Annotated in this window: 17 protein-coding genes; 12 read left to right on the top strand and 5 right to left on the bottom strand. The window is 75.6% G+C overall.

All coding sequences use genetic code 11. The features are described from left to right. Positions 1-47: 47 nt before the first annotated feature. The gene (locus tag OG774_RS16615) at positions 48-1,079 is read left to right on the top strand and encodes a DMT family transporter (RefSeq protein WP_328302387.1); all 1,032 of its coding nucleotides are present in this window, start codon (positions 48-50) and stop codon (positions 1,077-1,079) included. 305 nt (positions 1,080-1,384) lie between these two features. Here OG774_RS16615 and OG774_RS16610 read toward each other — a convergent pair whose 3' ends face one another. Continuing rightward, on the bottom strand, positions 1,385-2,695 hold the full coding sequence (locus OG774_RS16610) for a sensor histidine kinase (protein ID WP_328302385.1): 1,311 nt from the start codon (positions 2,693-2,695) through the stop codon (positions 1,385-1,387). Next, positions 2,692-3,354 carry a response regulator transcription factor gene (locus tag OG774_RS16605; RefSeq protein WP_328310990.1) on the bottom strand — a complete coding sequence of 221 codons (663 nt, stop codon included), beginning with the start codon at positions 3,352-3,354 and terminating at the stop codon, positions 2,692-2,694. Before OG774_RS16605 ends, OG774_RS16610 begins: the two co-directional genes overlap by 4 nt. 83 nt (positions 3,355-3,437) lie before the next feature. Between OG774_RS16605 and OG774_RS16600 the strand changes: the two genes are divergently transcribed. The 5 genes from OG774_RS16600 (at position 3,438) to OG774_RS16580 (ending at position 8,410) form a co-directional block, all read left to right on the top strand. Continuing rightward, on the top strand, positions 3,438-4,490 hold the full coding sequence (locus OG774_RS16600; protein ID WP_328302383.1) for a LolA family protein: 1,053 nt from the start codon (positions 3,438-3,440) through the stop codon (positions 4,488-4,490). Next, positions 4,487-5,452, top strand: coding sequence for an ABC transporter ATP-binding protein (locus tag OG774_RS16595; protein WP_328302381.1), 966 nt, complete (start codon positions 4,487-4,489; stop codon positions 5,450-5,452). The genes OG774_RS16600 and OG774_RS16595 overlap by 4 nt, the downstream gene beginning before the upstream one ends. Beyond that, positions 5,449-6,309: an ABC transporter permease subunit gene (locus OG774_RS16590; protein ID WP_328302379.1), complete on the top strand. Its 861-nt coding sequence runs from the start codon at positions 5,449-5,451 to the stop codon at positions 6,307-6,309. The genes OG774_RS16595 and OG774_RS16590 overlap by 4 nt, the downstream gene beginning before the upstream one ends. A 229-nt stretch (positions 6,310-6,538) precedes the next feature. Next, a complete protein-coding gene (locus tag OG774_RS16585; protein ID WP_328302377.1) occupies positions 6,539-7,963 on the top strand; it encodes an acyl-CoA synthetase in 1,425 nt (474 codons plus the stop codon). Positions 7,964-8,143: 180 nt separating this feature from the next. Beyond that, a complete protein-coding gene (locus OG774_RS16580) occupies positions 8,144-8,410 on the top strand; it encodes a hypothetical protein (RefSeq protein ID WP_328302375.1) in 267 nt (88 codons plus the stop codon). A gap of 634 nt (positions 8,411-9,044) precedes the next feature. On the opposite strand, the gene OG774_RS16575 is transcribed toward OG774_RS16580, so the two are convergent. Next, entirely contained in the window at positions 9,045-9,680 is a 636-nt protein-coding gene (locus OG774_RS16575; RefSeq protein ID WP_328302373.1) for an SAM-dependent methyltransferase, read from the bottom strand. Next, a complete protein-coding gene (locus tag OG774_RS16570; protein ID WP_328302371.1) occupies positions 9,677-10,633 on the bottom strand; it encodes an NAD(P)/FAD-dependent oxidoreductase in 957 nt (318 codons plus the stop codon). Before OG774_RS16570 ends, OG774_RS16575 begins: the two co-directional genes overlap by 4 nt. Before the next feature lie 59 nt (positions 10,634-10,692). On the opposite strand from OG774_RS16570, the gene OG774_RS16565 reads away from it, so the two are divergent. The 6 genes from OG774_RS16565 (at position 10,693) to OG774_RS16540 (ending at position 18,010) form a co-directional block, all read left to right on the top strand. Further along, positions 10,693-11,253 (top strand): helix-turn-helix transcriptional regulator, encoded by a 561-nt coding sequence (locus OG774_RS16565; RefSeq protein WP_328302369.1) that lies wholly within the window; start codon positions 10,693-10,695, stop codon positions 11,251-11,253. Between the two features lie 105 nt (positions 11,254-11,358). Beyond that, positions 11,359-13,239: a methylmalonyl-CoA mutase family protein gene (locus OG774_RS16560; RefSeq protein WP_328302367.1), complete on the top strand. Its 1,881-nt coding sequence runs from the start codon at positions 11,359-11,361 to the stop codon at positions 13,237-13,239. Continuing rightward, positions 13,236-15,443 (top strand): methylmalonyl-CoA mutase, encoded by a 2,208-nt coding sequence (scpA, locus tag OG774_RS16555; protein ID WP_328302365.1) that lies wholly within the window; start codon positions 13,236-13,238, stop codon positions 15,441-15,443. Before OG774_RS16560 ends, scpA begins: the two co-directional genes overlap by 4 nt. Continuing rightward, a complete protein-coding gene (meaB, locus tag OG774_RS16550; RefSeq protein WP_328302363.1) occupies positions 15,443-16,441 on the top strand; it encodes a methylmalonyl Co-A mutase-associated GTPase MeaB in 999 nt (332 codons plus the stop codon). The genes scpA and meaB overlap by 1 nt, the downstream gene beginning before the upstream one ends. 82 nt (positions 16,442-16,523) lie before the next feature. Continuing rightward, positions 16,524-16,880 (top strand): hypothetical protein, encoded by a 357-nt coding sequence (locus OG774_RS16545; protein WP_328302361.1) that lies wholly within the window; start codon positions 16,524-16,526, stop codon positions 16,878-16,880. Next, a complete protein-coding gene (locus OG774_RS16540; protein ID WP_328302360.1) occupies positions 16,877-18,010 on the top strand; it encodes an alkaline phosphatase family protein in 1,134 nt (377 codons plus the stop codon). The genes OG774_RS16545 and OG774_RS16540 overlap by 4 nt, the downstream gene beginning before the upstream one ends. Here the strand turns inward: OG774_RS16540 and OG774_RS16535 are convergent. Next, positions 17,990-18,613 carry an NAD(P)-dependent oxidoreductase gene (locus OG774_RS16535; RefSeq protein WP_328302358.1) on the bottom strand — a complete coding sequence of 208 codons (624 nt, stop codon included), beginning with the start codon at positions 18,611-18,613 and terminating at the stop codon, positions 17,990-17,992. The two genes, OG774_RS16540 and OG774_RS16535, sit on opposite strands and share 21 nt — an antisense overlap. Between the last annotated feature and the right edge of the window lie 57 nt (positions 18,614-18,670).

Here is an 18,670-nt window from a genome sequence, read left to right as displayed (position 1 = left end):
GGAAGATCGCCCGGCATCGCCCGGGGCCGCGCGCGCATCGTGGAGGCATGACGAGGCGAACCGCGCTGGGCGCGATGGTGCTGGCCGGCGCGGGGTGGGGAGCGGTCTTCGTGGCGCCGGAGCTGGCGCCTCTCGCGCCCGCCCTGCTGCTGGCGATGGGGAGGTTCGTGGCGTTCGGGGCGGTGTCGCTGCCCCAGCTGCGCCGCGTGCTACGCACGGACGTCCCGTGGGTGCGGGTGACCGCGCACGCGATCACGGGCTCGCTGCTCTACTACGGCCTCGTCGCCCTGTCCGTGCGCCTCGCGGGCCCGACCATCGCCGTCGCGACCATCGGCCTCGTCCCGGTGGTCATGGCGCTGATCTCCGCGCGGCACCGGGGGCGCGCGGGCCTGATGGCCCTGCTTCCGGCGCTCGCCCTCGTCGGCGTCGGGCAGGTGCTCGTGCACACCTCGCCCACGCCCGGCCCCGGCGGCTGGTCCGCGGTGATCGGGACGGTGCTCGCGCTCGTCGCGGTGGCGTCCTGGAGCTGGTACGGCCTCGACTCGCACCGCCTGCTCGCCGACCGCCCCGACCTCGGCCCGGTGCTCGCCGGCGCCCAGGGCCTCGCGGCCGGGGTGCTGGCCCTGCCGCTGGCGATCTGGCTGCTCGCGACCGGCGGTGTGCCTGCCGAGCCGGTGCGCGCCCTGCTCGTCGTGCTCTTCCTCGGCCTCGTGTCGTCGTGGTTGGCGGTGCGGCTGTGGCACGCCGCGGCCGCGCGGCTCTCGCCCGTGCTGGTCAGCCAGCTGATGGCCCTCGAGACCGCGTGGGGCTTCGTGTTCGCCGCGCTGCTCGCGGGCGCGGTGCCCGGTCCGCTGGCCCTGCTCGGCGAGGTGGCCCTCGTCGCCGGCGTCGCCCTGGCCGTGGTCACCGACGGGCACCGCGAGCGGCGGGCCCTCGCTGCTCACGAGACCCCGGGCTCGTCGGCGAGCAGCGCCCGCGCCGCCCGCAGCGCCGCGTCGCGCACGCGGGACGAGCGGGGGTCCTCGGCCGAGGTGTGCGCGACGGCCTCGAGCAGCGCGCACACCTCGAACCCGGCGTAGTCGCCGGCGAGCCCGGCGTAGCGACCGATCGCGACCCGCCGCCGCAGGACGGCGGCGGCACGGTCGATGGTCTCGGCGTCGAGCCGCGCGCGGGCGCGGCGGTGATCGGCGTGGGTGGACACGACGGCTCCCCGGGGGCAGGCAGGAACGGGTGACTGCCGCGGGGGAAGCGCGACACCCACATCCTGCCCGCGACCCCCGACAACGGCCGGAGCGCGCCGGGTCCGTGGGAGCGAGGGCGTCCCTCAGTGCATGGGACGCAGCGAGGGCGTCCCTCGCTGCTCGGCCCCGGGCCCCGCGAGCCCTCAGCCCACCGGCCAGCGCACGACCAGCCGGGTCCCGCCGTCGGGCGAGGTCGTCGCGCGGGTGGTGCCGCCCCGCCCGGCGACGAGGCGCGCGACGAGCGCCAGGCCGAGCCCGCTGCCCTCGCCCGCCTCGGGGGCCAGGCGGGTGAAGCGGTCGAACACCCGGTCGCGGTCCGCGGGCGCGATGCCGGGCCCGTCGTCGTCGACCAGCAGGCGGACCCACCGCCCGGCCGGCACCACCGACACGTGCACCACGGTCGCGGCGTGGCGCCGGGCGTTGGCGAGCACGTTGTCGAGCACGATCGCGACCTCGGCCGGCGTCGCGGCGACCGTCACGGGCATCGGGGCCCACAGGGTCATCGCGACCAGGGGCTCCTCGGGCAGGCGCGCGAGCGCCTCGCCGACCGCGTCGACGAGGTCCACCGGCCGCGCCGGCATCCGCTCGCCCGAGTCCGCGCGCGCCAGTGCCAGCAGGTCGCCGACCAGGTCCGAGAGCCGCGCGGCCTCCCGCGCCACCGACCGCCACGTCTCGTCCACCGAGGCCTGGTCCGAGGCCTGCTCCGGGTGCGCCACGGCGACGTCGGCCTGGGCGCGCAGGGCGGCGATGGGGGAGCGCAGCTCGTGCGCGGCCTCGCTGGTGAAGCGCTCGAGGCGCCCGACCGCGTCGTCCCGGCGGGCCAGCAGCGCGTTGATCTCGACGGCGAGGGCGGCGAGCTCGTCGCGCGACGGCGGGACCGGCAGGCGCTCCCCGGGCGCCACCGCCGCGGCCGCCACGCGCATCCGGTCGACCGGGCGCAGCGCCACCCGCGTCGCGACCCACGCCGCGACGCCCACCCCGACCGCGCCGAGCAGGGCGGCCACGGCGAGCCAGCGGGCGGCGTCGGCGAACAGGCTCGCGGCGCCGACCAGGTCCCGCGACGCCAGGACCAGGCGCGGCGACCCGTCCGGCGCCGGCACCGCCACGGCGACCCAGCGCTGCGGCCCGAGCAGGCCGTCGACGACGGTCGCGGGCTGCCCGGCGGCGAGCCGGGAGAGCGCGTCCGCATCCACCGGGCGCGGTCCGCGGCCGTCGACCGGCGACCCCGCCGCGTCCACCACCCGCACGCCCGGCGGCACCGTCGTCCCGCCGGCGACCGCTCCCGTCGCGGCGGCGGCGCGCTCAGTGAGCGTCTGGTCGCCGCTCTCCACCAGCGCCGAGAACAGCAGCCCGCCGGCCACCCGGCCCACCGCGAGCAGCGCGACGACGGCGACGATCCCGACCACCAGGGTGATCCGCGTCCGCAGCGAGCGGCGCGCCCACCAGGACGTCACCCGGCGTCCAGCCGGTAGCCCCGCCCGCGCTCGGTGCGCACGAGCTCCCCGGCGCCGACCGCGGCGAGCTTGCGCCGCAGGTAGCCGACGTAGACCTCGACGACGTTGCGGCTGGCCGACCCGCCCCCGCCCCACACCGCGGCGAGCAGGTCGTCGCGCGTCATCACGGAGTCGGGGTGCACCGCCAGCGCGTGCAGCACCGCGAACTCGCGGGCCGAGAGCTCGACGTCGCGGCCCTCCCACGTCACCGACCGGGACGCGGGGTCGAGGCTCAGCGCGCCGTGCACCACCCGCGTGGTCGCGGGTCCCGAGCGGCGCAGCATCGCGCGCAGCTGAGCGACGAGCACGACGAACGAGAACGGCTTGACCAGGTAGCCGTCGGCCCCGAGGTCGAGCCCGTCGGCCTGGTCGACCTCGCCGTCCTTCGCCGAGAGCAGCAGCACCGGGGTGGCGACGCCCTCGGCCCGCAGCGCCTCGAGCACCCGGTAGCCCGAGAGCCCGGGCAGCATGATGTCGAGGACCACGGCGTCGTAGGCGCCGGTCGACGCCTCCTGGAGGCCCGCGTGGCCGTCGGCGACCGACCGGACCTCCATGCCCTCGGCGGCCAGCCCGCGGGCGAGGGCGTCGCGCACCCCCTGCTCGTCGTCGACCACCAGCACCCGGGGCACGGCACCGACGGTAGGCCTCCTCCCCGTCGCCGACGCTGAGAGGAGTCTCAGCACCCGGCGGACACGATGGGGTCATGGGTCGCAGGCGCTGGGTCGGGGCAGGGTTGGGTGCGGTGCTCGTGGGCGCCGTCGGTGTGGGTCTCGTGGTCGCCCCGGCGGGCGCGTCGGCGGCGCCGGTGCTGCCGCCGGTGAGCCCCGAGGACCTCGTGTCCTCGGTGATGACCGCCGACCAGCAGCCGTTCGCCGGCGAGGTCGAGGTCGACAACGCCCTCGGGCTGCCCGCCGTCCCCGGTGTCCCGCAGCTCGCGAACGGCACGTCCTCGGTGCGCGTCTGGTCCGGCGGCGAGGGCCGCGGACGCGTCGCGCTCCCGTCGTCCGACGGCGAGCGGACGCTGGTCTCGGACGGGACGACGCGCTGGTCGTACGACTCGCGCGACCGCACCGCGACCCGCGCGCCCGCCGGAGAGGGCCCCGGGCAGGAGCGTCCCGACAACCAGGACCCGACCACCGCCGCCACGCAGGCCATCGCGACGCTGCGGCAGTCGAGCACCGTCGCCGTCGACGGCACCGCCGAGGTCGCCGGGCGGGCCGCCTACCAGCTGGTGCTGACCCCGCTGCCCACCGAGCGCACGCTGCTGCGCGAGGTGCGCGTGGCCGTCGACGCCGAGACCCGCCAGCCGCTGCAGCTCACGGTGCTCGCGCAGGGCTCGGGCGAGCCGGCCCTGCAGGTCGGCTTCTCCGAGATCGCGTACGGGCCGCAGGACCCGTCGCTGTTCACCTTCACCCCGCCGCCCGGCACGACCGTCCAGGACGCGCCGGCCGGCGAGGGCCGCCCGGACCGCCCCGAGGGCGACCGGCAGGGCCAGCGGGTCGGTGACGGCTGGGACACCGTGATCGTGGGCCGGGCGCCGCAGGGTCAGCCGGGCCAGCAGCCCGACGGCCAGCAGCCTGAGGGTCGCCCCGAGGGTGCGCCGGACCTGTCCACGCTCGGCACGCCGGTGAGCGGCCCGTGGGGCAGCGGGCGCGTGATCACCACCGCCGTCGCCACCGTGATCGTCACCGACGACGGTCGGATCGCGGCCGGTGCGGTGCCGCAGCAGGTGCTCACCGAGGCCCTGGCCCGGTGACGGCGGGGACGAGCGCGCCGACGGACCAGCAGCCGGCGACCGCCTCCTTCTCGGACGCGGTCGCTGCGCGGGTCCGTGGGTTGCGCAAGACCTTCGGCGACACGGTCGCGATCGACGACGTCGACCTCGACGTCCCGGCCGGCGCCGTGCTCGGGATGCTCGGCCCGAACGGCTCGGGCAAGACCACCCTCATCCGGATGCTGCTCGGGCTGACCCGCCCGACCGCCGGGACGGTGGAGCTCCTCGGGCGCAGCGGCAACGACCTGGCCTCGGCGCTCCCGGACGTCGGGGCGCTCGTCGAGGGGCCGGGCTTCCACCCGTTCCTCTCCGGTCGCGACAACCTGCTGCGCGCCGCCGCCGCCGAGCCGCGCCTGGACGGCGACCTGCGCGAGCCGGTGGACGCGGCCCTGGAGCGCGTCGGGCTCGCCGACGCCGCGCGCCGGCGCTACCGGGGCTACTCGCTGGGCATGAAGCAGCGCCTCGGGCTCGCCGCGGCGCTGCTCGTCCCGCGCCGCCTGGTGGTGCTCGACGAGCCGACCAACGGGCTCGACCCGGCGGGCACCCGCGACGTCCGGCGGGTCGTCGCCGAGCTGCGCGAGTCGGGGGCGACGGTGCTGCTCTCGTCCCACCTGCTCGCCGAGGTCGAGGCGGTGTGCAGCCACGTCGCGGTGCTCCAGACCGGGACGCTGCTGGTGGCGGGCGAGCTGCAGACGCTGCTCGACGCGGACACCGGCGGCCTGGTGGTCAGCACCCCCGACGTCGACGACGCGATCCTCGCCCTGCGCGAGGCCGGCGCACCCTCGTACCGCGCCGAGGGCGGGGTCGCGGTGCCGCCCGGGCCGCTCGAGGCGCCGGAGGTCGTGGCCGCGCTGGTCGCGGCGGGCGTCGCGGTGTGGGAGGTCCACCGGCGCCGGGCCCACCTCGAGGAGCTCTTCGCCCGCCTGACCGAGGAGGACGCGTGACGACCCTCGAGACGCGCACCCCCACCCGGACCACGGCCCCGCTCGGGCGGCTCGCGGCCGCCGAGGTCCGCTGGGTCCTGCGCCGCCCGCGCACCCTCGTGCTGCTCGGGCTCCTGGCCCTCGTCCCCGTCGCGATCGGCGTCGGCATCGCCCTGACCGGCGGGCCCGGTGACGGCGACCGCGACGGCCCCGGGCTGGTCGCCGCGGTGGCCGGCAACGGCCTGGTCCTGCCGATCGCCGCGATGGGGCTCGCCCTGACCCTGCTGCTGCCCCTCACCGTCGCCACGGCATCCGCCGATGCCCTGGCCGGCGAGGCGTCGCACGGCACGCTGCGCGGGCTGCTCCTGGCGCCGGTCGGGCGCACCCGGCTCGTCGTGATGAAGGCGGTCGGCGTCGTGACCGTCGCCGTGCTGGCCGTCCTGCTGGTCGCCGTCGTCGGTGTGCTCACCGGGCTCGTCGTCGTCGGTGGCCCGAGCGGCACCATGATCACGCTGTCCGGCACGACGCTCGGGCTCGGCGAGGCCCTCGGGCGCGTGCTGCTCGTGGCCGCATGGACCGTCGTCCAGCTCCTCGCCGTGGCCGCCGTGGCCCTCGCGGTCTCGGCCTTCACCGAGCACCCGCTCGTGGTCCTGGCGTCCGTGCTCGGCGGGCTCATCGTCTTCGGCGTCCTCGCCGCGATCCCCTCGCTGGAGTGGCTCCAGCCCCTGCTGCTGACCTCCGGCTGGAGCGCCGGCACCGACGCCCTGCGCGACCCGCTGCCGCTCGACGGCCTCGTCTCCAGCACCGGGCGCGCGCTGGTCTACCTCGTCCTCGGTGTCGGGATCACCGTGTGGCGCATGCAGCGTCGCGACGGGTAGCGGGGCTCAGAGGAACGCGTCGCGGTGGTCGCGGGGCCAGGTCGCGCAACGACGCCGTCCACGCCGGCCTGGACCCCGCGGAGTTCCCGATGATCGTGGCTCTGCGGCCCCTCCTGACCGGCGGCGGGGGCGACGCGCGCGCCTCGTGGAAGCTGCGGGTGATCGTCGACGGCCTCCTGGCCCAGGGGTAGCCGCGCGCCGCCGCGCGCGGGTGCCCATCATGGGCGCCATGACGCTGCTGGCTGCGCTCCTCGAGGGAGGCCTCGACGACCCCGAGGCGATCCGCATCGGGGACACGTCGATGTCCGGCCCGGAGCTGCTCGGAGCGGCCTCGGTGGTCGCCGACCAGATCGTCGACAGGTCCGCCGAGGGCCCGGTCGCGGTGCTCGCCGAGCCGACGGCGCACGCGATCGTCGCCATGGTGGGCGGCCTGCTGGCCGGCACCCCGGTCGTCCCGGTGCCCCCGGACGTCGGATCCGGTGAGCGCGCGCACCTGCTGGCCGACTCCGGGGCGTCGCTCTGGATCGGGGAGCGGCCTACCGACGTCACCCTGCCGGTGCGCAAGGTCGACCTGAGCCGCCGCAGCGGCGACGTCGCCCGCGAGGCCCCGCTCGACGGCCCGGCCCTGGTGCTCTACACGTCGGGGACCACCGGCGCGCCCAAGGGCGTGCTGCTCTCGCGGACGGCGATGGCGGCGGGGCTCGACGGTCTCGCCGACGCGTGGGAGTGGACCGCCGACGACACCCTCGCCCACGGCCTGCCCCTGTTCCACGTCCACGGGCTGGTCCTCGGCGTCTTCGGCGCGCTGCGGCTCGGGTCGCGGCTGGTGCACGTCGGACGGCCCCGCCCCGACCTCTACGCCTCCGCCGTGCGCGACCACGGCGCGACCCTGCTGTTCGGGGTGCCGACGATCTGGTCGCGGATCGCGGCCGACCCGGCCGCCGCCGAGGTGCTGCGCTCCGCGCGGCTGCTCGTCTCCGGCAGCGCGCCCCTGCCCGTCCCGGTGTTCGAGAAACTGCGCGAGCTCACCGGCCAGGCGCCCGTCGAGCGCTACGGCATGAGCGAAACGATGATCACCCTGTCCGTCCGGGCCGACGGCGAGCGCCGCCCCGGGTGGGTGGGCGTCCCCGTGGCGGGCGTCGAGACCCGGCTCGTGTCCACCGACGAGGAGGCCGACGGCGAGCTGCTCCCGCACGACGGCGAGTCCATCGGTGAGCTGCAGGTCCGCGGGCCCGGCCTCTTCACCGGCTACCTCGGGCGGCCGGAGGCCACGGCCGAGACGTGGACGAAGGACCGCTGGTTCCGCACCGGCGACGCCGCGGTGATCGACGCCGGTGGCTACCACCGGATCGTCGGTCGCCGGTCGGTCGACCTCATCAAGACCGGTGGTTACCGGGTCGGTGCCGGCGAGATCGAGACCGCCCTGCTCGAGCACGACGGCATCCGCGAGGCCGCGGTGGTCGGCGAGCCCGACGACGACCTCGGTCAGCGGATCGTCGCCCACGTCGTGCTCGCCGGCGACCCGGTGGACCCCGAGGAGGTCATCGCCTTCGTCGCCGAGCGCCTGTCGGCCCACAAGCGCCCGCGCGAGGTCCGCGTCGTCGATGCCCTGCCCCGCAACGCCATGGGCAAGGTGCAGAAGGCGCGCCTCTGAGCAGGGGCGACCATGTCTGAGTAGCGGGCTACTCATGACCTCTTCTTCGGCTTGACGGAAGCTCGTCCGAGCGCGGCCCGGCCGCCTCCCGCTTCCGCGTCGAAGGGACCGACCCATGAGCAGCGAGGCCGGCGTCGCCGCGACGGATCCCGAGCCGGAGGTGTCGGAGGCGGCCTACTGGTGCCCCGAGCACCTCCAGGCCTGCCCGACCACTGGCAGCCCGGCGACTGGTGGGACCCCCAGGGCGATCCCTGGCAGTACCACCCGCGTGACAACCCGCACGGCTGGGACCCGGTCGAGAACCCCTGCGGCTACCACCCGCAGGAGAACCCGGACGGCGACGCCGACCCCAACGGCCGCTACACCCCGAGGACGCCGAGGGCGAGGAGCCGCCGCAGCCGACCGACCCCGACGACGGCACCACCGAGCCGCCGGGCAGGCCCCTGAACGAGATCGACCGCGAGCTGCAGGACCAGCTGGCCGAGCTCGCCCGCGCGCGGGGCAGCGGCGAGGACCCTGCCGCCATCGAGGCCCGTATCCGGGAGCTCGAGGCCGAGCGTCCGGACGCCCCGGCCGGCCCGGACACCCCGGACCGTCAGCAGGCCGCCGAGGAGACCCCGGACGCCGCGGCGGCTGCGCCGGACGTCGAGTTCGCCGGCACCCGGGAGGCGCCGCCCGAGGACGACACCGATGAGCAGGACACGAGCGCCGAGACCGAGTCGTCGTCCGAGGACCAGGAGCCCGAGCCGGAGCCGGAGCCCGCGGCCGAGACCGAGTCCTCGGCGTCGTCGTCGTCCGACGAGGAGAGCAGCGGCGACAGCGACGGCGGGGACGGCGGCGACTCCCTGCTCCCCTGACCCCGCGACCTCCGCCGCAATGCTTCGGTTTTCGAAGCGTCTCGGCGGGAGGTCATGGCTCGACCCGAGCGGACCTCCGCCCCCGACGGCCCGAAGGCGCTCGCCCGACCTCGCCAGTTCGATCTCCCGGCAGTGCCGTCAGTGTTCTCGGATCGCCGTCCCGGCCGCCAACGCTGCTGACACTCTCGAGAGATCGGACTGGAGAGGCACTCGTCGGGCGTCGCTCACCGAGGGCGCCGGACCCGCAGGACGGCGTCGTAGAGGAACCGCGGGCGCCCGTCGGGCTGGACCGCGTCGCGACCGCGGCGCTCGGCCACCTCGACCGTCCAGCCGTCGAGGGCGTCGCCGAGCTCGGTGACCAGCTCCTCGGCGGTGGCGAACATGTCGTGCGGGTGGTCGTGTGCCGCCTCGGGAGGCATGCCCTCCGGGTCGTGGCCGACGAGCAGCAGCGTGCCGCCCGGGCCCACGGCACGGGCGATCGCGCGGTAGAGGCGGGGCCGCACCGCGCCGGGGAGCTGCATGAAGTGCGCGGTGACGAGGTCGTGGGAGCCCGGCAGCTCCTCGCTGAAGAGGTCGACCGGCATCGTCGTCACCCGGTCGGCGACGCCCTCGGCCTCGGCACGGGCGGCGACCCGACCGAGGGCGACCTCCGAGACGTCGACGGCGGTGACCCGCCAGCCCTGCTGCGCCAGCCAGATCGCGTCACCGCCCTCGCCGCTGCCGACGTCGAGCGCCGTGCCGGGTGCGAGGTCGGCGACCTCCTGGACGAGGACGGCGTTCGGGGCGCCGCTCCAGATCTGCTCGCTGCCGCTGTAGCGCTCGTCCCAGAACGCGGCGGTGTACTGCTCGTGGGTGGTCATGCGACGGCTCCCTCGCGGTGGCGGGCGACGGCCCGGGCGGTGTCCTCGACGACGAGATCGGCGTTGATGCGGGCGCCGGCGAGCGTGCCGGCCGCCGCGGCGGCGACGACCTGGGCGGACAGGTCGCTGACGTTGCCCGCGACCCAGACGCCGGGCACGACGGTCTGCCCCGTGACGTCCTCGGCGGCGGCGTAGCGCCCGCCCCAGGGGTGGTCGGCGAAGGGGACGCCCAGGTCCTCCAGCACCGCACTGCGCGCGACGAAGCGCGGCGCGAGGGCCAGCGCGGTGCGGGGCAGCACGCGTCCGCTCGCGAGGCGCACGCCGGAGAGACGGTCGTCGGTGATCTCCAGGCCCGTCACCTCCTCGTCGACGACGGGGATACCGAGGGCGGCGAGCTCCTCGGCCTCCTCGGCGGTGGGCTGCGGGGCGTGGTGGCGCAGGTAGACGAGGTCGGCGGTCAGCTGCCGGAAGAGCTTGACCTGGTGCAGGCTCCCCGGCCCGGTGCCGAGCACGGCCAGCGGCTGGTCGCGCACCTCCCAGCCGTGGCAGTACGGGCAGTGGAGCACGTCGCGGCCCCAGAGCTCGTGCACGCCGGGCAGGTCGGGCAGCTCGTCGACCAGGCCGGTCGCGACGAGCAGGCGCCGCGCGTGCAGCGTCTCCCCGTCGGCGGTGTCGACGGCGAACAGGTCGCCGACGCGCCGGGCGGCGACGGCGGTGCCGGGGCGCACGCGGCCACCGTAGGACTCCACCTCCGCGCGGCCGAGACGCACGAGCTCGGCGGGCGGCAGGCCGTCGCGGGTGAGGAAGGCGTGCACCCCGGCGGCCGGGGCGTTGCGGGGCTCGCCGGCGTCGAGCACGAGCACCGAGCGGCGGGAGCGGGCGAGGGTCAGCGCGCCGGACAGCCCGGCCGCGCCACCCCCGAGGACGAGGGCGTCGAGTGGTTCGTCGTTCATGCTCACGAGCCTGCTCCGCGCCGCCCCGCGCGACGAGGATTCTTGCCAGAATGGCAAACATGACGACCGACGACGTGCTCGACGGGCTGGGCGCACGGCTGGCGGCCCGGCGACGGCGGGAGGGCCTGGGGCTCGCCGAGCTGGGCGAGCGCACCGGGATCTCGGTGAGCACCCTCTCCCGGCTCGAGACCGGCGGCCGGCGGGCCACGCTCGAGCTGCTGCTGCCGCTGGCGACCGTCTACGGCACCGGGCTCGACGAGCTCGTCGGGCTGCGCGAGGCCGCGCCGGCCCGCGACGCGCCGGTCTCGCGCAGCGAGGACACCGTCATGTACCGCCTGTCCCGCAGCCCCGGCCAGCCCGCGGCGTACAAGTTCGTCTTCTCGCCCGCCCGCAACACCCCGCCCGACGAGCTCCCCGTCCACCAGGGCTGGGAGTGGGTCTACGTCCTCGCCGGCCGGCTCCGCGTGATCAACGGCGACGACGACCTCGTGCTGCGCCCGGGCGAGGCCACCGAGGTCGACACCCGCCGCCCGCACTGGCTCGGCACCACCGGCGAAGGGCCGGTCGAGGTCCTCGCGCTCTTCGGGCGCCAGGGCGAGCGCGTGCACATGCGCGCGTGACCCCGTGTTCTGACACGGTCAAGCACTCACGAGGGCGCAGCCCCGAGGGTGGTCTGTCGCACGGTGGAGAACCGGTCGGGGCTGACGGTTCTACGATCCCGGGTCATGACCTCAGGTGGGACAGAGCTGGACGAGGCGCCCGAGGAACTGACGCTGGCGGCCGAGTTCGACGACCCGACGCGCGCGCAGTGGCAGGAGCTCGTGGCCGGCGTGCTGGCGAAGTCGGGCCGCGAGGTGTCGCCCGAGGAGGCCGAGGCCGCGCTGGCCACGGTGACCGACGACGGCATCACGATCGCCGGGCTCTACGCCGCCGAGGACGCCCCGGGCGTCGACACCGGCGTCCCCGGGCTCTCGCCGTTCGTGCGCGGCGCCCGCCCCGAGGGCCAGGTCGCGGACGGGTGGCTCGTGCGCCAGCGGCACGCGTTCCCCCCCGACGCCGAGGTCGCCGAGGCCCACGACGTCCTCATGGCCGAGCTGGAGAACGGCGTCTCGTCGCTCTGGCTCGTGCTCGGCGACGCCGGCGGCCCGCCGGTCGCGGCGCTCGACGGGCTGCTCGAGGGCGTGTTCGTCGACCTCGCCCCGATCGCCCTCGAGGCCGGCCGCGACACCCCGGACGCCGCCGCCGCGCTGCTGCGCTTCGCCGAGCAGGCCGGGGCCGGCGCGATCCCCGGCTCGCTCGGCTACGACCCGCTGCTGGACCGCACGCAGGGCGGGCCCGCGCTCGAGCAGCAGTACCGCGACGCCCTCGTCGAGCACGCGAGGACGGCCGCCGCGAGCCACCCGCAGCTGCGCACCGTCGTCGCGGACGGCCTGCCCTACCACCGCGCCGGTGGTAGCGACGCCCAGGAGCTCGGGGCCGCGCTGGCGGCGGGGGTCGCCGCCCTGCGCACGCTCACCGAGGCGGGCCTGAGCACCGACGAGGCCTTCGCCCGCCTGGAGTTCCGCTTCGCCGCCACCGCCGACCAGTTCGCGACGCTCGCCAAGCTCCGGGCCGCGCGCCGCTGCTGGGACCGCATCGGCGAGGTCAGCGGCGCGGCGGAGCACGCCCGCGCCATGCACCAGCACGCCGTCACGAGCCCCGCGATGATCACCCGCCGCGACCCCTGGGTGAACATGCTGCGCAGCACCGTCGCCGCCGTCGGAGCGGGACTCGGCGGCGCCGCGGCCGTCACGGTGCTGCCCTTCGACAGCGAGCTGGGACGTCCCGACGAGGCCGCCCGCCGCCTCGCGCGCAACACCCAGGCGCTGCTGCTCGAGGAGTCGCACCTCGCGCACGTGATCGACCCGGCCGGCGGCTCCTGGTACGTCGAGTCGCTCACCGACGCGCTCGCGCACGCGGCGTGGGAGGAGTTCACGCGCATCGAGCGCGACGGCGGGATCGAGGCCGTGCTCGACGACAGGAGCCTCGCCGCCCGCCTCGACGCGACCTGGCAGCAGCGTGCGGCGCGCATCGCCCGCCGGAAGGACCCGATCACCGGCGTCAGCGAGTTCCCGAATCTCCACGAGGAGCTCCCGCGCCGTGCGCCGCGCCCCGACACCGACCACGAGGGCGGCCTGCCCCGGCGTCGCTATGCCGAGGTCTTCGAGACGCTCCGGGACCGCGCCGACGCCGCCGAGGAGCGCCCCACGGTCTTCCTCGCGACCATCGGGAAGCTCGCCGAGTACACCGCGCGCGTGTCGTTCACCCAGAACCTGATGGGCGCCGGCGGCATCGTCACCGTCGACGGGCCGGGCGGCACGGACACCGCGGGGATCGCGAACGCCTTCCGCGAGGCAGGCACCCCGGTCGCGGTGATCGCGTCGTCGGACAAGAACTACGACCAGTACGCCGCCGACGTCGCGGCCGCCCTGCGCGAGGCGGGTGCCACGCGCATCCTGCTGGCGGGGAAGAAGGACGTCGACGGTGTGGACGGCACGCTCCACGCCGGCTGCGACGCGGCCGCCGTCCTGCGTGACACGCTCGACGAGCTGGAGGGTCAGCGATGAGCATCCCGAACTTCGGCGACGTCGAGCTCGGCACGCCCGAGGCCGCCTCCGGCGACTGGGAGGCCGCGCTCGAGGCGTCGACCGGCAAGGGCTCCGAGGACCTGGTGTGGGAGACCCCCGAGGGCATCGGGGTCAAGCCGCTCTACACCGACGCCGACCTCGAGGGCCTCGACTTCCTGCGCACCTACCCGGGTATCACGCCCTACCTGCGCGGGCCGTACCCGACGATGTACGTGACGCAGCCCTGGACGGTGCGCCAGTACGCCGGGTTCTCGACGGCCGCGGAGTCCAACGCGTTCTACCGGCGCAACCTCGCGGCCGGGCAGAAGGGCCTGTCGGTCGCGTTCGACCTGCCGACGCACCGCGGCTACGACTCCGACAACCCCCGCGTCTCCGGTGACGTCGGCATGGCCGGGGTGTCGATCGACTCGATCCTCGACATGCGCCAGCTCTTCGACGGCATCCCGCTGGACCGCATGTCGGTGTCGATGACCATGAACGGGGCCGTGCTCCCGGTGATGGCGCTCTACGTCGCCGCGGCCGAGGAGCAGGGGGTGTCGACGGACCAGCTCGCCGGGACCATCCAGAACGACATCCTCAAGGAGTTCATGGTCCGCAACACCTACATCTACCCGCCGAAGCCGTCGATGCAGATCATCTCGGACATCTTCAGCTTCACCTCGGAGAAGATGCCGAAGTTCAACTCGATCTCCATCTCCGGCTACCACATCCAGGAGGCCGGAGCTTCGGCCGACCTGGAGCTGGCCTACACGCTGGCCGACGGGGTGGAGTACCTGCGGGCCGGTCGTGATTCCGGGCTGACGGTGGACGAGTTCGCGCCGAGGCTGTCCTTCTTCTGGGGCATCGGCATGAACTACTTCATGGAGATCGCCAAGCTCCGGGCCGCGCGGCTGCTCTGGGCGAAGCTCGTGGCGTCGTTCGGCGCGACGAACCCCAAGTCGCTCTCCCTGCGCACGCACAGCCAGACCAGCGGCTGGTCGCTCACCGCCCAGGACGTCTACAACAACGTCGTCCGCACCTGCGTCGAGGCGATGGCGGCGACGCAGGGGCACACCCAGTCGCTGCACACGAACGCGCTCGACGAGGCGCTCGCGCTGCCCACCGACTTCTCCGCGCGCATCGCCCGCAACACCCAGCTGCTGCTGCAGCAGGAGTCCGGGACGACGCGCACCGTCGACCCGTGGGGCGGCTCGGCCTACGTCGAGCGGCTGACCCAGGAGCTCGCGCAGCGGGCGTGGGCCCACATCCAGGAGGTTGAGTCCACCGGCGGCATGGCGCAGGCGATCGACGAGGGCCTGCCGAAGATGCGCATCGAGGAGGCCGCGGCCCGCACCCAGGCGCGCATCGACTCCGGGCGCCAGCCGCTGATCGGCGTGAACAAGTACCCGCTGACCTCGGGCGAGGACGTCGACGTCCTCAAGGTCGACAACGCCGACGTGCTGCGCCAGCAGGTCGAGCGGCTCAAGCAGCTGCGCGAGGACCGCGACGACGACGCCGTGCGCTCGGCGCTCGAGCAGCTGACCAACGCCGCCCGGGCCGCCTCCGAGGGCACCCGGGACAGCGGACTGGAGGGCAACCTCCTCAAGCTCGCCATCGACGCCGCCCGGGCCAAGGCGAGCGTCGGGGAGATCTCCGACGCGCTCGAGGAGGTCTACGGCCGGCACCGCTCGGACGTCCGGACGATCTCCGGGGTCTACCGTGACGAGGTGGGCGAGAACTCCGCCGTCGAGGGGGCCCGGCAGGCCGCGCAGGCGTTCGAGGAGGCCGAGGGCCGCCGGCCCCGCATCCTCGTCGCGAAGATGGGCCAGGACGGGCACGACCGCGGGCAGAAGGTCATCGCCACCGCGTTCGCCGACCTCGGCTTCGACGTCGACGTGGGCCCGCTGTTCCAGACGCCGGGCGAGGTCGCGCGCCAGGCCGTCGAGTCCGACGTGCACGTCGTCGGCGTCTCGTCGCTCGCCGCCGGGCACCTCTCGCTGGTGCCCGCGCTCCGCGACGAGCTCGCCGAGGCCGGCGCCGGGGAGATCCTGATCGTCGCCGGCGGTGTCATCCCGCCGGGCGACCACCAGGAGCTGCTCGACAAGGGCGCCGCGGCGATCTTCGGCCCGGGCACGGTGATCGCCGAGGCGGCGACGCAGCTGCTGGAGACCCTGTCGCAGCGGCTGGGGCACAGCACGTCCTGATGGACCTGGACAAGTACGTCGAGGGCGTCCGGTCCGGCTCGCGGCTCTGGATCGGCCGAGCGATCACGCTCGTCGAGTCGACGCGCCCCGACCACCGCGAGGCCGCGCAGGAGCTGCTCGTCGAGCTGCTGCCGCACGCCAGCGGGGCGCGGAGGATCGGCATCTCGGGGGTGCCCGGCGTCGGGAAGTCGACGTTCATCGGCGCGCTCGGGTCGTCGCTCACCGCCGCGGGGTCGAAGGTGGCGGTGTTGGCCGTCGATCCGTCCTCGACCCGCTCCGGCGGCTCGATCCTCGGCGACAAGACGCGGATGAACGAGCTGGCCACCGACGACGACGCGTTCATCCGCCCGTCGCCCACCGCCGGGACGCTCGGCGGGGTCGCGAAGGCGACGCGCGAGACGATGGTCGTGATGGAGGCGGCGGGCTACGACGTCGTCATCGTCGAGACGGTCGGCGTCGGGCAGTCCGAGACGACCGTCGCGCAGATGGTCGACTCGTTCCTCTTCCTCACCCTCGCCCGCACCGGCGACTCCCTGCAGGGCATCAAGCGCGGCATCCTCGAGATCGCCGACGTGATCGCGGTGAACAAGGCCGACGGTCCCCACGCCCGCGAGGCGAAGCGTGCGGCCCGGGAGCTCGAGCAGGCGCTGGCGATGCTCCGCGGTGGCCAGGAATCCGGAGATGGCAGCGAGACCTGGGAGGTCCCGGTCCTGACCTGCAGCGCCGCCGAGCGCACGGGTCTCGACGACGTCTGGTCCGCGCTGGTGCGCCACCAGGAGCACCTCGAAGGCGAGGGCGGCCTCGCCGAGAAGCGCGCCCGCCAGCAGGTCGACTGGACATGGCAGATGGTCCGCGACCGCGTGCTCGGGCGCCTGAAGGACCATCCCGAGGTCAAGGACATGCGCAGCGAGCTCGAGCGCGAGGTCCAGGTCGGCGAGCTGACCCCGGCGCTGGCCGCCGACCGCATCCTCGACGCGTTCCTCGGCACGCGCGGCTGACCCCGTCACCGTCCGGGGCACATGCTTCGAAACCGAAGCGTCCCCGGCGAGGTGGTCGACCCCGAGCGGGTAGAACGTGCTCATGAGCGAGGAGCCCACCGGCGGTCAGAACCCCCTCTGGGGCCTCATCTCCGGATTGCGCGGGATGGCGGACAACGTCGTGCGGGCCGCGGGCGCGGCGAACCCGCTGGGCGATCTGCCCGCCCTGCCCGACATCGCCACCCACCCGGGCGCGATGTCCGCCGCGCAGCTCGGGGCGATCCGTACGGCGCTGCAGGCCCAGCGTGACGCCGTCGCCGCCATGCAGAGCCAGCTCGTCGCCTTCGACCAGCAGCTCCAGGTGCTCCAGCGCCTGCTCGTGCCCATGGCGGAGTGGAGCGAGACCTGGGCGCGGCTCGAGGCCCGGGTGGTCCCCGGGGCGTCGTCGGACGACCGGTGAGCGACGGGCCGGCGCTCCCGGACCCGGCGGCGCCGGGCCTGCACGACGTCATGCCGGCCCTGCTCGCCGGGCTCGGCGCCGGCCCCGCCGTGCCCGGGCTGGCGCTGCCCGAGGCGCGCGCGGTGGGGCTGCTGCTCATCGACGGGCTCGGGCACGCCCAGCTGCGCGAGCACGCGCGCGACGCCCCGTTCCTCGCGGCGATGGCGGAGCACGGCCCGCTGCCGGTCGGCTTCCCGTCCAGCACCCCGATCAGCCTGACGACCCTCGGCACCGGGCTCCCGCCGGGCGCCCACGGCACCCTCGGCGTCCGGTTCCGGGTCGACGACCTCCTGCTCGACCCGCTGACCTGGACCGCCGACGGACAGGACGTGCGCGAGCAGCTCGTGCCCGAGGTCGTGCAGCCGCACCCCACGGTGTTCGAGCGGGCCGCCGCGCAGGACGTCGGGGCCACCGTCGTCTCGTACCGGGCCTTCCGCGGGTCCGGGCTGACCCGCTCGGCCCTGCGCGGCGCGGACTACCGGGGCGTCGGGGCGCTCGGCGACCTCGCCGCCGAGATGATCGAGGCCCTGGGCCGTCCCGGGCGCCAACTCGTGTACGGGTACCACGCGGACCTCGACCAGCTCGGGCACCTCCACGGCCCGGGGTCGCTCGCCTGGCGGTTCCAGCTGCGCCAGCTCGACCACCTCGTCGAGCAGCTCGTCGCGGAGCTCCCCGCCGACGCGGCGCTCGCCGTGACCGCGGACCACGGGATGGTCACCGTCGACCGCAAGCACGACGCCGACACCGACCCGGGCCTGCTCGCCGGCGTCGCCCTCGTCGGCGGCGACCCCCGCGCCCGCCTCGTCTACGCCCGCCCCGGCGCCGCCGACGACGTCCTCGCGGCGTGGCGCGGGGTACTCGGCGACGACGCGTGGATCCGCTCCGGCGCCGAGGCGATCGAGCAGGACTGGTTCGGGCCGCTCGACGACGCGCTGCGGGCCCGGGTGCCGGACGCCGTGGTCGCCCTGCGGGGCACGGCCGCGGTCGTGCGCACGGAGGAGGAGCCCCTGCTCTCGCGCCTGCCGGGCCAGCACGGATCGCTGACCGCCGAGGAGCGGTACGTGCCGCTCCTAATTGCTGATGGCCGGTGACGCGCCGACGAAGCGGTCGTCGGTGAGCTGGTCGACGAGGAACGCCGCGACGTCGGTGCGTGCCATCGGCGCCCCGACGTCGCCGCCGAGGAATCCGGCGCGCAGCGTGCCGTTGGTCGGGATGTCGATGGGCGCCGTGATCCGGGCGAGTGTCCAGTCCAGCTCGGAGGTGGTGACGACCTCGCTGATCCCCTGGATCTCGCGCAGCGCGCCGGGGATGAGCAGGCCGATCCCGACGGGCACGAGCCGGTCGATCAGGCCCGGGCGGTCGCGGGGGTCGGGGACGCTGACGGTCGCGAGGGCGACGAGGCGACGGACATCGCTCTCGTGCATCGCGGCCACGATCGTCCGCATCGCCTCGGTGAGCGGACCGCTGCGCAGGAACGGGTCGATGGCCGGGCCGAGGGCGCTGATCACCGCGTCGGCGCCGTCGACGGCCTTGCGGATCGCGGGGGCGTCGTCCAGCTCGGCGACGATCACCTCGAGGTGGTCGTCCTCCACCGTGAGCTTCCCGGGCGAGCGCACCAGCGCGCGGACGTGGTGACCGGCCTCGAGCAGCTGCTCCACGACGAGGTGGCCGATCTTGCCGGTCGCGCCGAACACCGTGACGTCCATTCCGGCGGGTACCCGCGCTCCGGCTCTGCGGGCCGTGGGCGCGCT

Source organism: Actinomycetospora sp. NBC_00405 (genome assembly GCF_036044095.1).
Taxonomy (GTDB): Bacteria; Actinomycetota; Actinomycetes; order Mycobacteriales; family Pseudonocardiaceae; genus Actinomycetospora; species Actinomycetospora callitridis.
This window is presented reverse-complemented; position numbering and strand designations above follow the sequence as displayed.

Excerpts from the sequence above, each read along its gene's own strand:
- OG774_RS16570 (WP_328302371.1), bottom strand. The coding sequence starts at position 10,633 with ATGAACGACGAACCACTCGACGCCCTCGTCCTCGGGGGTGGCGCGGCC.
- OG774_RS16615 (WP_328302387.1), top strand. The coding sequence starts at position 48 with ATGACGAGGCGAACCGCGCTGGGCGCGATGGTGCTGGCCGGCGCGGGG.
- OG774_RS16600 (WP_328302383.1), top strand. The coding sequence starts at position 3,438 with ATGGGTCGCAGGCGCTGGGTCGGGGCAGGGTTGGGTGCGGTGCTCGTG.
- OG774_RS16560 (WP_328302367.1), top strand. The coding sequence starts at position 11,359 with ATGACCTCAGGTGGGACAGAGCTGGACGAGGCGCCCGAGGAACTGACG.
- scpA (WP_328302365.1), top strand. The coding sequence starts at position 13,236 with ATGAGCATCCCGAACTTCGGCGACGTCGAGCTCGGCACGCCCGAGGCC.
- meaB (WP_328302363.1), top strand. The coding sequence starts at position 15,443 with ATGGACCTGGACAAGTACGTCGAGGGCGTCCGGTCCGGCTCGCGGCTC.
- OG774_RS16565 (WP_328302369.1), top strand. The coding sequence starts at position 10,693 with ATGACGACCGACGACGTGCTCGACGGGCTGGGCGCACGGCTGGCGGCC.
- OG774_RS16545 (WP_328302361.1), top strand. The coding sequence starts at position 16,524 with ATGAGCGAGGAGCCCACCGGCGGTCAGAACCCCCTCTGGGGCCTCATC.
- OG774_RS16575 (WP_328302373.1), bottom strand. The coding sequence starts at position 9,680 with ATGACCACCCACGAGCAGTACACCGCCGCGTTCTGGGACGAGCGCTAC.
- OG774_RS16585 (WP_328302377.1), top strand. The coding sequence starts at position 6,539 with ATGACGCTGCTGGCTGCGCTCCTCGAGGGAGGCCTCGACGACCCCGAG.